The sequence below is a fragment of the Streptomyces sp. NPDC006384 genome (assembly GCF_042870695.1).
In the GTDB taxonomy this organism is placed as follows: Bacteria; Actinomycetota; Actinomycetes; order Streptomycetales; family Streptomycetaceae; genus Streptomyces.
The window spans coordinates 249,527-263,550 of record NZ_JBIAHR010000006.1 but is presented as its reverse complement, the minus strand read 5'-3'; the positions used below and the strand labels follow the sequence as shown (position 1 = coordinate 263,550).

Annotated in this window: 13 protein-coding genes; 10 read left to right on the top strand and 3 right to left on the bottom strand. The window is 69.3% G+C overall.

Going from position 1 to position 14,024, the window contains the following annotated elements; translation table 11 throughout:
• The first annotated feature begins 84 nt into the window (after positions 1 to 84).
• Both ACFYOJ_RS10455 and ACFYOJ_RS10450 read left to right on the top strand, forming a co-directional pair.
• Complete coding sequence (locus ACFYOJ_RS10455) at positions 85 to 786, top strand: HAD family phosphatase (RefSeq protein ID WP_356553823.1); 702 nt, start codon at positions 85 to 87, stop codon at positions 784 to 786.
• 456 nt (positions 787 to 1,242) lie between these two features.
• Complete coding sequence (locus tag ACFYOJ_RS10450; RefSeq protein WP_356553824.1) at positions 1,243 to 2,847, top strand: ABC transporter substrate-binding protein; 1,605 nt, start codon at positions 1,243 to 1,245, stop codon at positions 2,845 to 2,847.
• A 79-nt stretch (positions 2,848 to 2,926) separates the two neighbouring features.
• Here the strand turns inward: ACFYOJ_RS10450 and ACFYOJ_RS10445 are convergent, their stop codons facing one another.
• Positions 2,927 to 3,598 (bottom strand): response regulator transcription factor, encoded by a 672-nt coding sequence (locus ACFYOJ_RS10445; protein WP_356553825.1) that lies wholly within the window; start codon positions 3,596 to 3,598, stop codon positions 2,927 to 2,929.
• A 14-nt stretch (positions 3,599 to 3,612) separates the two neighbouring features.
• Complete coding sequence (locus ACFYOJ_RS10440) at positions 3,613 to 4,602, bottom strand: RecB family exonuclease (protein WP_356553827.1); 990 nt, start codon at positions 4,600 to 4,602, stop codon at positions 3,613 to 3,615.
• Positions 4,603 to 4,775: 173 nt separating this feature from the next.
• Here ACFYOJ_RS10440 and ACFYOJ_RS10435 point away from each other — a divergent pair, with 173 nt between their 5' ends.
• From ACFYOJ_RS10435 to ACFYOJ_RS10425, 3 genes are all read left to right on the top strand, one after another.
• Positions 4,776 to 6,212 carry a site-2 protease family protein gene (locus ACFYOJ_RS10435; protein ID WP_356553828.1) on the top strand — a complete coding sequence of 479 codons (1,437 nt, stop codon included), beginning with the start codon at positions 4,776 to 4,778 and terminating at the stop codon, positions 6,210 to 6,212.
• A 66-nt stretch (positions 6,213 to 6,278) separates the two neighbouring features.
• Positions 6,279 to 7,181, top strand: a complete 903-nt coding sequence (locus tag ACFYOJ_RS10430; protein WP_356553829.1) for a tRNA (adenine-N1)-methyltransferase — start codon at positions 6,279 to 6,281, stop codon at positions 7,179 to 7,181.
• A 257-nt stretch (positions 7,182 to 7,438) separates the two neighbouring features.
• Positions 7,439 to 8,017: a hypothetical protein gene (locus tag ACFYOJ_RS10425; protein WP_356553830.1), complete on the top strand. Its 579-nt coding sequence runs from the start codon at positions 7,439 to 7,441 to the stop codon at positions 8,015 to 8,017.
• 74 nt (positions 8,018 to 8,091) lie between these two features.
• On the opposite strand, the gene ACFYOJ_RS10420 is transcribed toward ACFYOJ_RS10425, so the two are convergent.
• The gene (locus ACFYOJ_RS10420) at positions 8,092 to 8,397 is read right to left on the bottom strand and encodes a ferredoxin (protein ID WP_356553832.1); all 306 of its coding nucleotides are present in this window, start codon (positions 8,395 to 8,397) and stop codon (positions 8,092 to 8,094) included.
• 246 nt (positions 8,398 to 8,643) lie between these two features.
• Between ACFYOJ_RS10420 and arc the strand changes: the two genes are divergently transcribed.
• The 5 genes from arc (at position 8,644) to prcB (ending at position 13,976) form a co-directional block, all read left to right on the top strand.
• Positions 8,644 to 10,410 (top strand): proteasome ATPase, encoded by a 1,767-nt coding sequence (gene arc, locus ACFYOJ_RS10415; protein ID WP_356553833.1) that lies wholly within the window; start codon positions 8,644 to 8,646, stop codon positions 10,408 to 10,410.
• A 230-nt stretch (positions 10,411 to 10,640) separates the two neighbouring features.
• Positions 10,641 to 12,152 (top strand): depupylase/deamidase Dop, encoded by a 1,512-nt coding sequence (gene dop / locus ACFYOJ_RS10410; RefSeq protein WP_356553835.1) that lies wholly within the window; start codon positions 10,641 to 10,643, stop codon positions 12,150 to 12,152.
• Positions 12,153 to 12,329: 177 nt separating this feature from the next.
• Positions 12,330 to 12,548, top strand: coding sequence for a ubiquitin-like protein Pup (locus ACFYOJ_RS10405; protein ID WP_011027899.1), 219 nt, complete (start codon positions 12,330 to 12,332; stop codon positions 12,546 to 12,548).
• A 55-nt stretch (positions 12,549 to 12,603) separates the two neighbouring features.
• The gene (locus ACFYOJ_RS10400) at positions 12,604 to 13,179 is read left to right on the top strand and encodes an endonuclease VII domain-containing protein (RefSeq protein WP_388596594.1); all 576 of its coding nucleotides are present in this window, start codon (positions 12,604 to 12,606) and stop codon (positions 13,177 to 13,179) included.
• Positions 13,131 to 13,976: a proteasome subunit beta gene (prcB, locus tag ACFYOJ_RS10395; RefSeq protein ID WP_356553836.1), complete on the top strand. Its 846-nt coding sequence runs from the start codon at positions 13,131 to 13,133 to the stop codon at positions 13,974 to 13,976. The genes ACFYOJ_RS10400 and prcB overlap by 49 nt, the downstream gene beginning before the upstream one ends.
• The last annotated feature ends 48 nt before the right edge of the window (positions 13,977 to 14,024 follow it).

The window sequence follows — 14,024 nt, the reverse complement described above, 5'->3', positions numbered from 1 at the left end:
CCGCACGACGTACACTGGTCGGTCCACTGCAGGCCGGTTCCCCCCGAGGGAACCGGCCTGATCGCCCCTCAAGGAGGTATGTGGATGACCAGTACGGTCCCCGCGCTCGGAACCCGTACGGCCGAAGGCTCCGCCCTCCAGGCCGTGCTCCTGGACATGGACGGCACCCTGGTGGACACCGAGGGCTTCTGGTGGGACGTCGAGAAGGAGGTCTTCGCCTCCCTCGGCCACACCCTCGACGACTCCTGGCGCCACGTGGTGGTCGGCGGCCCCATGACCCGCAGCGCGGGCTTTCTCATCGAAGCCACCGGCGCCGACATCACGCTCGCCGAACTCAGCGTCCTGCTCAACGACGGCTTCGAGCAGCGCATCGGCCGGTCCCTGCCCCTCATGCCGGGCGCCGCCCGGCTGCTCGCCGAGCTCTCCGAGCACGAGATCCCGACCGCTCTCGTCTCCGCGTCGCACCGGCGCGTCATCGACCGCGTCCTGACCACGCTGGGCCGCGGACACTTCGCCCTCACCGTCGCCGGCGACGAGGTGCCCCGCACCAAGCCCCACCCCGACCCCTACCTGGCCGCCGCCGCCGGACTCGGCGTGGACCCGGCCCGCTGCGCCGTCGTCGAGGACACCGCGACCGGGGTCGCCGCAGCGGAGGCCGCCGGGTGCCATGTCGTCGCCGTTCCCTCCGTCGCCCCCATCACGCCGGCCGCCCGGCGCACCGTCGTCCGGTCGCTGGAAGAGGTCGACCTGACATTTCTGCGCGGTCTGATGACGGAAATGCGCTGACCGTTCACACAGCGTCGTTCACACGACGCACGGAGCCCACGGCGCGGCATTTCCGCAACGCCCGGCGGAAGAACGGAAGTCACTGCACCGAAGGATTTCCCGCCGGCGCGGACGGTCGAATTCCAACGTCCTCATACACACCCGTCCTGTGACGTTCACCACGCCGACGAGGGTCGACAGAGGGACAAGGCTGTGCAGGCACCGGCCGGGAGAACGTTGTCGGGGTGCCCTTGTGTCCCGATTGGTGAATCACTGCACTAAACCTTCCTCTGTCAGGTTTTCGGTGTGTCCGCGCCCGGTTCCGCTCAGTGATGAGGCCCCGGCTCCGGGGGCTGCGAGCACTCCTGCGGGCGCGGACTAATCTCGTCGCGAGAACCTCGGCCACTACCCCGTGATCGGCCCGCGACACCCCTGCATGCCGTATACACGGACCGACAGCTCTGGAGAAACTCGAGCATGAACCGCAAGACTTTGGTGCTGCCGGCCGTCGTCGGCCTGCTCGCGCCGGTACTCGCCGCCTGCGGCGGGTCCGACGGCGGCAGCGGCGGCGGGGACGCGATCGTCGTCGGCACCACGGACCGGTTCACCGCCTCGAAGGACGCCCCCGCGCCCCTCGACCCGGCGTACGCCTACGACGTCGGCTCCTGGAACATCCTGCGTCAGACCGTGCAGACGCTGATGACCCAGCCGCGCGGCGACGGCGAACCCGTCCCCGAGGCGGCGGAGCAATGCGGATTCACCGACACCGGCAACGAACGCTACGCCTGCACCCTGCGTGACGGCCTCAAGTTCGCCAACGGCGACCCGGTCACCGCGGCCGACGTGAAGTACTCGATCGAACGCGTCCTCTCCATCAAGGCCGACACCAGCGTGTTCTCGCTGCTGTCCACCATCGACACCGTGGAGACCAAGGGCGACCGCGAGGTCATCTTCCACCTCAACACCGCCGATGCCACCTTCCCGTTCAAGCTGTCGACCCCGGTCGCCGGAATCGTCGACCCGGACGACTACGAGAAGAACAGCCTGCGCAACGGCTTCGAGGTGGACGGCTCCGGCCCCTACACCATGAAGCCCGAGGTCAAGGACGGCGAACTGACCAAGGCCGTGTTCACCAAGAACCCCCACTACAAGGGGAGCCTCGAGGTGAACAACGACAAGGCCGAGATCGTGTCCTTCGCCGACTCCGAGACCATGGGCGCCGCGCTGGAGAAGGGCGACATCGACCTGATGTCCCGCGCGATGTCGCCCGAGCAGGTCCGGAAGCTCACCGAGGCCACGGACGGCGACGTCGACATCGTCGAGATGGCCGGCCTCGAGATCCGCTACCTGGGCTTCAACACCGATGCCCCGACCGTGAAGGACAAGGCCGTCCGCAAGGCGATGGCCCAGATCATCAACCGCAGCGAGCTCATCTCAGCGGTCTACGGCTCCCAGGCCGAGCCGCTGTACTCGATGGTTCCGGCCAGCATCACCGGCCACTCCAACTCGTTCTTCAACACATACGGCGAGCCGAGCGTGAGCAAGGCCAGGGCGCTGCTGGAGTCCGCGGACATCACCACGCCGGTGAAGCTGACCCTGCACTACACCACCGACCACTACGGTGCCGCCACCAAGCAGGAGTTCGAGCAGCTGCAGAAGCAGCTGAACGACAGCGGACTGTTCGAGGTCGACATCGAGGGCATCCCCTGGGAGGTCTTCCACTCGGCCCAGCTGAAGGGCGAGTACGACGTCTTCGGCATGGGCTGGTTCCCGGACTTCCCGGACGCCGACAACTTCCTGGCGCCGTTCCTCGACAAGGACAACTCCCTCAACTCGCCGTACGCGAAACCCGAGGTCATCAACACCCTGATCCCCCAGTCCCGGCGTGAGGCCGACCGCCTGTCCGCCGCCGACAGCCTGACCCGGATGCAGGACATCATCGCCGAGGACGTCCCGCTCATCCCCCTGTGGCAGGGCAAGCAGTACGTCGCCTTCCGCGACGACATCACCGGCACCGCCTACGCCCTCAACACCTCCTCCACGCTGCAGCTGTGGGAGCTGGCCCGCGGTGTGAGCGGCTGACGCACCCGGCCCCGCACGACCGAAGGGCGCCCTCTTCCCGGGAAGGAAGAGGGCGCCCTTCGACGTGCTGCGAGGACGGCTACTGCGCGCCGGGACGCACCAGCCCGCTCTCGTACGCGTACACCGCCGCCTGCACCCGGTCCCGCAGACCGAGCTTGGTCAGCACATGCCCGACGTGCGTCTTGACAGTGGTCTCGCTGACGAAGAGGTCGGCGGCGATCTCCGCGTTGGACAGGCCGCGCGCCACCAGCTTCAGCACCTCCACCTCACGGTCGGTCAGCGTGTGCAGGGTGTCCGGTACCGGTTCGTCACCGGAGGGCAGATGGGTGGCGTACTTGTCGAGCAGCCGCCGGGTGATGCTCGGCGCGAGCATCGCCTCGCCGGCCGCCACCACGCGGATCGCCTGCACCAGCTCACCCGCGGGGGCGTCTTTCAGCAGGAAGCCGCTGGCCCCCGCCTTCAACGCCTCCACCACGTACTCGTCGAGGTCGAAGGTGGTCAGCACCAGCACCTTGGCAGGACCGTCCCGCTCCGGTCCGGTGATCTGCCGGGTCGCCTCCACACCGTCCATCCGCGGCATGCGGATGTCCATCAGCACCACGTCGGGCTGCAACGCCCGCACCTGGTCCAGCGCCTGGAGGCCGTCCCCGGCCTCGCCGACGACCGCGAGGTCCTGCTCCGCCTCCAGAATCATCCGGAAGCCCGTGCGCAGCAGCGGCTGGTCGTCGACCAGTAGGACGCGGATGGCCACGTAAGTCTCCTTCGCTAGTCCGGCCCCATTCTGCCCTGCTCGCCCGCGCCGGAAGCGGCCGCCCTCACAGGCAGCGGATAGGGCGGGGGAGTACCGCCGAACTCCGGGCAGTGCGCCTGGTGGTCGCACCAGCCGCACAGCTTGCTGGGACGCGGCCGCCAGTCACCGGTCTCGGTCGCCAGCCGGATCGCCTCCCACAGCGCCAGCAGCTTGCGCTCGACCCGCTCCAGATCGGCGACGACCGGGTCGTACGTCAGCACATCACCGCTGCCGAGGTACACCAGCTGCAGCCGCCGCGGAACCACCTTCTTCAGCCGCCACACCACCAGCGCGTAGAACTTCATCTGGAACAACGCGTCCTCGGCGTACTGGGGCCGGGGCGCCTTGCCCGTCTTGTAGTCGACGATCCGCACCTCACCGGTGGGCGCCACGTCGACCCGGTCGATGATGCCGCGCAGCCGCAGCCCGGACTCCAGCTCGGCCTCGACGAAAAGCTCCCGCTCGGCCGGCTCCAGACGGCTCGGGTCCTCCAGCGTGAACCAGCGCTCGACCAGCCGCTCCGCGTCACCGAGCCAGCGCGCCAGCCGCTCACCCTCCGGATCGTCCGCGAAGAGCTCCTCCACCTCCGGCCGGCTCTCGCGCAGCCGCTCCCACTGCCCCGGCACCAAGGCCCTCGCCCGCGGCGGCGTGCGCTCGGCCGCCGGCACGTCGAAGAGCCGCTCGAGCACCGCGTGCACCAGGGTGCCCCTGGTCGCCGCCTCACTGGGCTTCTCCGGCAGACGGTCGATCACCCGGAACCGGTACAGCAGCGGGCACTGCATGAAGTCGCCGGCCCGCGAGGGAGAGAGCGAGGACGGAGCCGTCGCGACGGACACGGGCGGCGGCACGGGCCCCGCCGGAGCGGCGGCCACCGCTTCCTCCACCGTGCCCCCCAGGGCCGCCGCCGCTCTTGCCGGGGCAGGGCCGTCGGCGTCCCTCGCGGCATCCTCGATACTCGTCTCCATGCCCACAGACCTTACGGCCCGGCACCGACAGTGACCCAGTCGCGGCCATGACCCGTGCGACGGAGGGGAAGGCGCAGGGTGCCGGAGCGGAACAGGGCGCGCCGGCCGCATACCATCGACACGAGACCCTCCCGCCCGGCAGGCGCGGGAGACGCTTCGAACGAGGGGACACCGTGGACGTGAGCGGCGGGAGCGGGCAGCCGCGGTCCGGCAACGACGAATCGGCCGAGCCCCCCACGGGCTCCACGGCCCCGGCCGGCGACCCCGTACACCCCAAACCCGCCGCCGGCACCCCCGGACAGCGCCCCGGGACACCGGACGACACCCCCGGCGGGCAGCCACCGGCAGAAGGCGGGCACGCCGACGCCCCCCCGGAACCCGCCGCCGGCCGGCCCGGCGCCCCCCGAGCCGAGGCCCGCACCGGCGACGGCCCGGGACGGCCACCGCAGCGCCGCCCCGAGCCCGGCGGCGGACTGCTGATGGGGCGCCCGTTCGGCGTGCCCGTGTACGTCGCCCCCAGCTGGTTCCTCGTCGCCGCCCTCATCACCTGGGTGTTCGGCGGCCAGCTCGACCGGGTCCTGCCCGAGCTCGGCGCCACCCGCTACCTGGTCTCCCTCTTCTTCGCCGTCGCCTTCTACGCCTCCGTCCTCGTCCACGAGCTGGCCCACACCGTCGCCGCCCTCCGCTTCAAGCTCCCGGTCCGCCGCATCCAGCTGCAGTTCTTCGGCGGCGTCTCCGAGATCGAGAAGGAGGCCGAGACCCCCGGCCGCGAGTTCGTGCTCGCCTTCGTCGGCCCCCTGCTCTCCCTCGTCCTCGCCGGCGTCTTCTACCTCGCCCTGCTCCCCGTCGAACCGGGCACCGTCCCCGGCGTCCTCCTCGCCGGCCTGATGATCTCCAACCTCATCGTGGCCGCCTTCAACCTGCTGCCCGGCCTCCCCCTCGACGGCGGCCGGATGCTGCGCGCCGTCGTCTGGAAGATCACCGGCAAGCCCATGAGCGGCACGGTCGCCGCCGCCTGGGTCGGCCGCGCCCTCGCCGTCACCGTCCTGATCGGGCTGCCCTGGCTCACCCAGTCCGGGGCGCTCGGCTCCGGCACCGTCGACGACGTCGGCATGGACACCCTCATGGACGCCCTGCTCGCCGCCATCCTCGCCGCGATCATCTGGACCGGCGCCGGCAACAGCCTGCGCATGGCACGGCTGCGCGAGCACCTGCCCGAGCTGCGCGCCCGCACCCTCACCCGGCGCGCCGTCCCCGTCCCCGCCGACACCCCGCTCTCCGAAGCCCTGCGCCGCGCCAACGCCTCCGGAGCCCGCGCCCTGGTCGTCGTCGACGGCGACGGCGTCCCCGTCTCCCTGGTCCGCGAGGCCGCCATCGTCGGCGTACCCGAACACCGTCGCCCCTGGGTCCCCGTCAGCGGGCTCGCCCAGGACCTCACCGACGGCATGCGCGTCTCGGCCGAGCTGTCCGGTGAGGAACTCCTCGACGCGCTGCGGGCGACCCCGGCCACCGAGTACCTGGTGATCGAGGAGACCGGCGAGATCTACGGCGTCCTGTCCGCCGCCGACGTCGAGCGCGCCTTCGTCAAGGCCATGGCACGCCCCAGCTGACCCCGCCCCGCCGCTCCGCCCCGACCGCCGGTAAAGCACCCGGCGGGGAACCGGTAGGCTGGTCACATGTCCGAACCGACCGGTGCCGCCCGCCGCCGCGGGCCCTTCAAGGTCGGGGACCAGGTACAGCTGACCGACCCCAAGGGCCGCCACTACACGTTCACGCTCGAGGCCGGGAAGAACTTCCACACCCACAAGGGTTCCTTCCCCCACGACGAACTGATCGGTGCTCCCGAGGGCAGCGTTGTCCGCACCACCGGTAACGTCGCCTACCTCGCGCTGCGCCCCCTGCTCCCCGACTACGTCCTGTCCATGCCCCGCGGGGCCGCCGTCGTCTACCCGAAGGACGCGGGGCAGATCCTCGCCTTCGCCGACATCTTCCCCGGCGCGCGCGTCGTCGAGGCCGGCGTCGGCTCCGGCTCGCTCAGCAGCTTCCTCCTCCGCGCCATCGGCGACCAGGGAATGCTGCACTCCTACGAGCGCCGCGAGGACTTCGCCGACATCGCCCGGCAGAACGTGGAGCGCTACTTCGGCGGTCCCCACCCCGCCTGGCAGCTCACCGTCGGCGACCTCCAGGACAACCTGTCCGACACCGACGTCGACCGGGTCATCCTCGACATGCTCGCCCCCTGGGAGTGCCTCGAGGCCGTCTCCAAGGTACTCGTGCCCGGCGGCATCCTGTGCTGCTACGTCGCCACCACCACCCAGCTCGCGCGGACCGTCGAGTCCATCCGCGAGATCGGCTGCTTCAACGAGCCGACCTCCTGGGAGACGATGATCCGCAACTGGCACGTCGAGGGCCTCGCCGTCCGCCCGGACCACCGGATGATCGGCCACACCGGCTTCCTGCTCACCGCCCGCCGCCTCGCCGACGGCGTCGAGCCGCCCATGCGCCGCCGCCGCCCCGCCAAGGGCGCCTACGGCGAGGACTACGACGGCCCCAACGCCGGCGGAGGCTCCGGCCGCTGAACGGCTCCCTGCCACGACCAACGCACAGGCGCCGCGGTGGAGTTCCCCGACATGCCGGGAACTCCACCGCGGCGCCGTCGCGTTGACGCACCGGCCGAGAACACCGACAGGCCACCGGTATCAGCCACCGCACGAACCGCCACCAGGGCTCCGCGGAGGAAGACGGACCGGTACCCACCCCGCCGTTCCCCCGCACTGTGACGTGTGGCACGATGCTGGCCACCCCACCGGCACAGCCCTCACAGGAGACACTCCTCGTGCAGCACCCCGCCGTTCCGGACCTGTCGCACACGCACACCCGGCCCCTCCACTGGGTCGCCACGGCCACCGCCCTGGCCGCGGTCGTGGCCCTCTCCGCGGTCCTGCAGCCCGACGCCGCGACCGCGGCCCAGAGCGCCGGAGCCCGGACGAACACCGCCCCTGCACACACCCCGCCCCCCGACCCCGCCGCCGTCGCCTTCCCTCTCCGGTGCGGTCCGGTCGAGGCCGTGGTCAAGAAGAAGGCCTCCGGCGACCTCGACGGCGACGGCCGCCCCGAGACGGTGGCCGTCGTGCACTGCGACGCGCCCACCGGCACCCCGCCCGACGGCGTCTACGTCCTCACCCGGAACACCGACAACGGCGAACCCCGCGTCGTGGCCACCCTGGTGGACCCCGCGGAACGCCGGAACGTCACCGGCTTCTCGGTGCGCGGCGCGGCTGTCCATGCCACGCTCCTCGGCTACTCGTCGGCCGACGTGCCCAGTTGCTGCCCGGACGTCACCGACGACGTGAAATGGCAGTGGAAGAACGGCGCGTTCGTCCGCGACACGCCGTCCCAGGCGCAGACCGTATGAACGACAACGGTGACCGTGCCCGGTGCGATCCACCGGCCCCGGTCACCGTGCGTGGCGATTAAGTCACAGTTCGGTCACTCTGCGTCCGGGCCATAGACCTCGGTCCTGTCCGAAACGCGACGTACATGGATGCATTCGCCCGGGCACTCCCGCGCCGAGTCCACCACGTCCGTCAGAAGCGGCAACGGCACCGGCACCGTCGCACCCTTGGCCTGCAGGAGCTCGTCATCGGCGCCCTTGACGTAGGCCAGACCGTCGATGTCCAGCTCGAACACCTCGGGCGCGTACTGCGCACAGATGCCGTCACCGGTACACAGGTCCTGGTCGATCCAGACCTCCAGGGCCTCACCGTCGACTCCGGCCTCCTGCTGCACGCTCATCTTCTCCTGCCGTTTCCTGCGTCGATCCGGTCGGGAATCCGGCCAGCTCTGACGGGTGTTGAACGCTTCGACCCTACCTCTGCCTGGGTTCCATCCACGTTCGCTGGGTATTCCCCTGGCGTGAGGGAGAGCGCAAGGGTGAAGATCGGACACACCCCGACAGTCTTTGTGATCTAGGGGTTTCAATCGACACCCACCCAGGTAGGGTCTGGAAGCGTCCAGCTCCCCTTGGAGGAGGTGAGGACCGTGGCAGCCAACGACGACGACATGAACCGCGGCTTCCGCCCGGGACGCGGGTCCGAGGACCCGGCCGGGCAGGTGGCCTACCTTGAGCAGGAGATCGCCGTCCTGCGACGCAAGCTCGCCGACTCTCCGCGGCACACGAGAATTCTCGAAGAGCGGATCGTCGAGCTGCAGACCAACCTGGCCGGCGTGTCCGCCCAGAACGAACGACTCGCCAGCACACTCCGCGAGGCCCGCGACCAGATCGTGGCCCTCAAGGAAGAGGTCGACCGGCTGGCCCAGCCACCGGCCGGCTTCGGCGTCTTCCTGCAGGCCAACGAGGACGGCACCGCCGACATCTTCACCGGCGGCCGCAAACTCCGGGTGAACGTCAGCCCGAGCGTCGAGCTCGACGAGCTCCGGCGCGGCCAGGAAGTGATGCTCAACGAAGCGCTCAACGTGGTCGAGGCCATGGAGTTCGAGAGCATCGGCGACATCGTCACCCTCAAGGAGATCCTCGAGGACGGTGAGCGCGCCCTCGTGCTCGGCCACACCGACGAGGAGCGCGTGGTCCGGCTCGCCGAGCCGCTGCGGGGCGTCACCATCCGCGCCGGCGACGCCCTCCTGCTCGAGCCCCGCTCCGGCTACGTCTACGAGGTCGTCCCCAAGAGCGAGGTCGAGGAACTCGTCCTCGAAGAGGTCCCCGACATCGGCTACGAGCAGATCGGCGGCCTCGGCGGACAGATCGAGGCCATCCGCGACGCGGTCGAGCTCCCCTATCTCTACCCCGACCTGTTCAAGGAGCACGAGCTGCGGCCGCCCAAGGGCGTCCTGCTCTACGGGCCCCCCGGATGCGGCAAGACGCTCATCGCCAAGGCGGTCGCCAACTCGCTGGCCAAGAAGGTCGCCGAAGTGACCGGCCAGGCCGCCGGCAAGAGCTTCTTCCTCAACATCAAGGGTCCCGAGCTCCTCAACAAGTACGTCGGCGAGACCGAGCGGCAGATCCGCCTGGTCTTCCAGCGGGCCCGGGAGAAGGCCAGCGAGGGCACCCCCGTCATCGTCTTCTTCGACGAGATGGAGTCCCTCTTCCGCACCCGCGGCTCCGGCGTCAGCTCGGACGTGGAGAACACCATCGTCCCGCAGCTCCTCGCCGAGATCGACGGCGTGGAAGGCCTGCAGAACGTGGTCGTGATCGGCGCCTCCAACCGCGAGGACATGATCGACCCCGCCATCCTGCGGCCCGGCCGGCTCGACGTGAAGATCAAGATCGAGCGTCCGGACGCCGAAGCGGCCAAGGACATCTTCGGCAAGTACCTCACCGAGCGCCTCCCGCTCCACGAGGACGACCTCCGCGAGCACGACAAGGACAAGGCGGCCACCGTCCAGAGCATGATCCAGACGGCGGTGGAACACATGTACGCCGAATCCGAGGAGAACCGCTTCCTGGAAGTCACCTACGCCAACGGCGACAAGGAAGTCCTCTACTTCAAGGACTTCAATTCCGGCGCCATGATCGAGAACATCGTCGGACGCGCCAAGAAGATGGCCATCAAGGACTTCCTCGAGAAGAACCAGAAAGGCCTCCGCGTCTCCCACCTCCTCCAGGCATGCGTGGACGAGTTCAAGGAGAACGAGGACCTGCCCAACACCACCAACCCGGACGACTGGGCCCGCATCTCCGGAAAGAAGGGCGAGCGGATCGTCTACATCCGCACACTCGTCACCGGAAAACAGGGCGCGGACACCGGACGCTCCATCGACACGGTGGCGAACACCGGTCAGTACCTGTAAAAAACAGGGCGGCTGCGGGTGCCCTTCGGCGGGTACCCGCAGCCGACTGTTTTCCGGGGCCACGGCTGGAGCAAGGCAATGACGCAAATGATCTCCCCAGCGGCGCAAAGGCGTTCTAGGCTCTTCCGTACCGCCGAGTCGCGCAGTGCGGGGACGGGCACCGCACACGCACCGGAGCGCCACGTGAGCGGCGCCCACGACCGAGGGCGCCGCCGGGCAAGGAGGGCCGCATGACCGTACGGCGAGTAATGGGCATCGAGACGGAGTACGGGATCTCCGTCCCCGGTCACCCCAACGCCAATGCCATGCTCACCTCGTCCCAGATCGTCAACGCCTACGCGGCGGCGATGCACCGGGCCCGCCGGGCCCGCTGGGACTTCGAGGAGGAGAATCCGCTGCGGGACGCGCGAGGCTTCGACCTCGCCCGCGAGGCAGCCGACTCCAGCCAGCTCACCGACGAGGACATCGGCCTGGCCAACGTCATCCTCACCAACGGAGCACGGCTCTACGTCGACCACGCCCACCCCGAGTACAGCTCCCCCGAGGTCACCAACCCGCGGGACGCCGTCCTGTGGGACAAGGCCGGCGAACGCATCATGGCCGAGGCCGCCGAGCGGGCCGCACAGCTCCCCGGCGCCCAGCCGATCCACCTCTACAAGAACAACACCGACAACAAGGGCGCCTCCTACGGCACGCACGAGAACTACCTGATGAAGCGGGAGACCGCCTTCTCGGACATCGTGCGCCACCTGACGCCCTTCTTCGTCTCCCGCCAGGTCGTCACCGGCGCCGGCCGCGTCGGCATCGGCCAGGACGGACACGAACACGGCTTCCAGCTCAGCCAGCGCGCCGACTACTTCGAGGTCGAGGTCGGCCTGGAGACGACGCTCAAGCGGCCCATCATCAACACACGCGACGAACCGCACGCGGACGCCGAGAAGTGGCGCCGACTGCACGTGATCATCGGCGACGCGAACCTGTCGGAGATCTCGACCTACCTGAAGCTGGGCACCACCGCCCTGGTCCTGTCGATGATCGAGGACGGCTTCATCGCCGTCGACCTCGCCGTCGACCAGCCCGTGCGCACCCTCCACCAGGTCTCGCACGACCCGACCCTGAAGCACCTGGTCACGCTGCGCAGCGGCCGGTCACTGACCGCGGTGCAGCTCCAGATGGAGTACTACGAGCTGGCCCGCAAGTACGTCGAGGAGCGGTACGGAGCGGACGCCGACGAGCAGACCAAGGACGTCCTGACCCGCTGGGAGGACACCCTCAACCGGCTCGAGAACGATCCGATGAGCCTCGCCGGCGAGCTGGACTGGGTCGCCAAGCGGGAGCTCATGGAGGGCTACCGGCGCAGGGACGACCTGGACTGGGACGCCGCCCGGCTGCACCTCGTCGACCTCCAGTACGCCGACGTACGGCCCGACAAGGGTCTGTACAACCGGCTGGTGGACCGCGGCCGCATCAAGCGGCTGCTGGACGAGACGGAGGTGGAGCGGGCCCGTACGAAGCCCCCGGAGGACACTCGGGCGTACTTCCGCGGGCGCTGCCTGGAGCAGTACGCGGACGACGTCGCGGCGGCCTCCTGGGACTCGGTCATCTTCGACCTCCCGGGCCGGGACTCGCTGCAGCGGGTGCCGACCCTGGAACCGCTGCGCGGGACGCGTCACCACGTCAAGGAGCTCCTGGACCGCTGCCGCACCGCGGACGACCTGGTCAGGGTCCTGTCCGGCGGATGACGGCGCGGAGCGGGTACACGGAGAGGACCGCCGGACGGGGTGAAAGCCACCTGGTCCGGGAACCATCGAGATGGCCCCCGCACGTTGGAGAAAGTGCGGGGCCGATGTCGGACCCGGCTTGTAGGGTCTGATCTTGACCGAGCAACTGTGTCGGGCGAACCGAGCGGGGTGAGGGTTATGGCGACCAAGGACACCGGCGGCGGCCAGCAGAAGGCCACGCGTTCCACCGAGGAGGTCGAGGAGCAGGCGCAGGACGCGCAGGCATCCGAGGACCTCAAGGAGCGCCAGGAGAAGCTGAGCGACGACGTGGACTCCGTCCTGGACGAGATCGACGACGTCTTGGAAGAAAATGCCGAGGACTTCGTGCGCTCCTTCGTTCAGAAGGGTGGAGAGTGACTTCACCTCTGTTTCGAAGGTTGCGGCGGGGGAGTTGGGATTGTCTGACGAAAACGTGAAGCGCTGCTCGCGGTGTAAGCAGTCCAAACCGCGAGCAGCCTTCGCGAGTAACAAGGCGATGAAAGACCGCCTTCAGGCGTACTGCCGGGAGTGCTCTGCGGCGTACTACCGGCAGCGTCAGGATGCCTGCGGCAGGAAGCCCCGCCCAAGGGTGGCAGCACCTGAAGGGCACAAGTACTGCCAGCGCTGCGAGGAGATCAAGCCGCACTCCGAGTGGGATCGAAACAGGACGGCTTCCGACGGCCTGTCGACAGCCTGCAAGGCGTGCCGGGCAATCGAAGGGCGGGCCCGTCACCTAAAGCGTCAGTACGGCCTTACCGAAGCCGAGCGGGACGCGATGGTCGCCTCTCAGATGGGGCTCTGCGTGATCTGCTTGAGGGCTCCGGCCGTACACGTGGATCACTGTCACAAGACGGGTAAGGTCCGTGGCGTACTGTGCTTCAACTGCAATTCGGCCATCGGCAAGTTGGGAGACGATCCCGACGCTGTTCGTCGGGCTGCCGCCTACCTGGAGGGAACTTCGTGGAAGCCAACACTCGTAGCACCGGGCGTCTACCAGCTGCCTTCCTGACGCCTGGGTCCTCTTCGTTCATGGACTTCCTGGGAGAGCACCAGCCCGAGCTGCTCCCGGGCAACCGGCAGCTGCCGCCGGTGCAGGGTGTGGTCGAGGCGCCGCACGGCACCACGATCGTGGCCGTGACGTTCCCGGGCGGTGTCGTGCTCGCCGGTGACCGGCGGGCCACCATGGGCAACATGATCGCGCAGCGCGACATCGAGAAGGTCTTCCCTGCGGACGAGTACTCGGCGGTGGGCATCGCCGGTACGGCGGGGCTGGCCGTGGAGATGGTGAAGCTGTTCCAGCTGGAGCTGGAGCACTTCGAGAAGGTCGAGGGCGCGCAGCTGTCCCTGGAGGGCAAGGCGAACCGCCTGTCGACGATGATCCGCTCGAATCTGGGCATGGCGATGCAGGGGCTGGCCGTGGTGCCGCTGTTCGCCGGGTACGACGTGGACCGCGGCACGGGGCGCATCTTCTCGTACGACGTGACGGGCGGGCGTTCCGAGGAGCGGCACTTCGCGGCCACGGGGTCCGGGTCGATCTTCGCGCGCGGCGCGATGAAGAAGCTGTTCCGTGAGGATCTGTCCGAGGAAGAGGCCACGACGCTCGTGGTCCAGGCGCTGTACGACGCGGCGGACGACGACTCGGCGACCGGTGGTCCCGACGTCGCGCGCCGGATCTATCCGATCATCACTGTGATCACCGAGGACGGTTTCCGCCGGCTGACCGAGGACGAGAGTTCGCGGCTGGCCCGTTCGGTTCTGGACCGGCGGCTCGAGCAGCCCGACGGTCCGCGGGCCGGGCTGCTGTAGCGGGTGCGTTCGTGTTGTCAGGTGGTCCAGTGACTTCGACAGAAAGGG

What these genes read in the sequence shown, in the direction of transcription:
- dop (WP_356553835.1), top strand. Translation starts at nt 10,641, where the DNA reads ATGACCGTACGGCGAGTAATGGGCATCGAGACGGAGTACGGGATCTCC.
- ACFYOJ_RS10420 (WP_356553832.1), bottom strand. Translation starts at nt 8,397, where the DNA reads ATGAGCGTGCAGCAGGAGGCCGGAGTCGACGGTGAGGCCCTGGAGGTC.
- ACFYOJ_RS10430 (WP_356553829.1), top strand. Translation starts at nt 6,279, where the DNA reads ATGTCCGAACCGACCGGTGCCGCCCGCCGCCGCGGGCCCTTCAAGGTC.
- ACFYOJ_RS10405 (WP_011027899.1), top strand. Translation starts at nt 12,330, where the DNA reads ATGGCGACCAAGGACACCGGCGGCGGCCAGCAGAAGGCCACGCGTTCC.
- ACFYOJ_RS10450 (WP_356553824.1), top strand. Translation starts at nt 1,243, where the DNA reads ATGAACCGCAAGACTTTGGTGCTGCCGGCCGTCGTCGGCCTGCTCGCG.
- ACFYOJ_RS10455 (WP_356553823.1), top strand. Translation starts at nt 85, where the DNA reads ATGACCAGTACGGTCCCCGCGCTCGGAACCCGTACGGCCGAAGGCTCC.
- ACFYOJ_RS10440 (WP_356553827.1), bottom strand. Translation starts at nt 4,602, where the DNA reads ATGGAGACGAGTATCGAGGATGCCGCGAGGGACGCCGACGGCCCTGCC.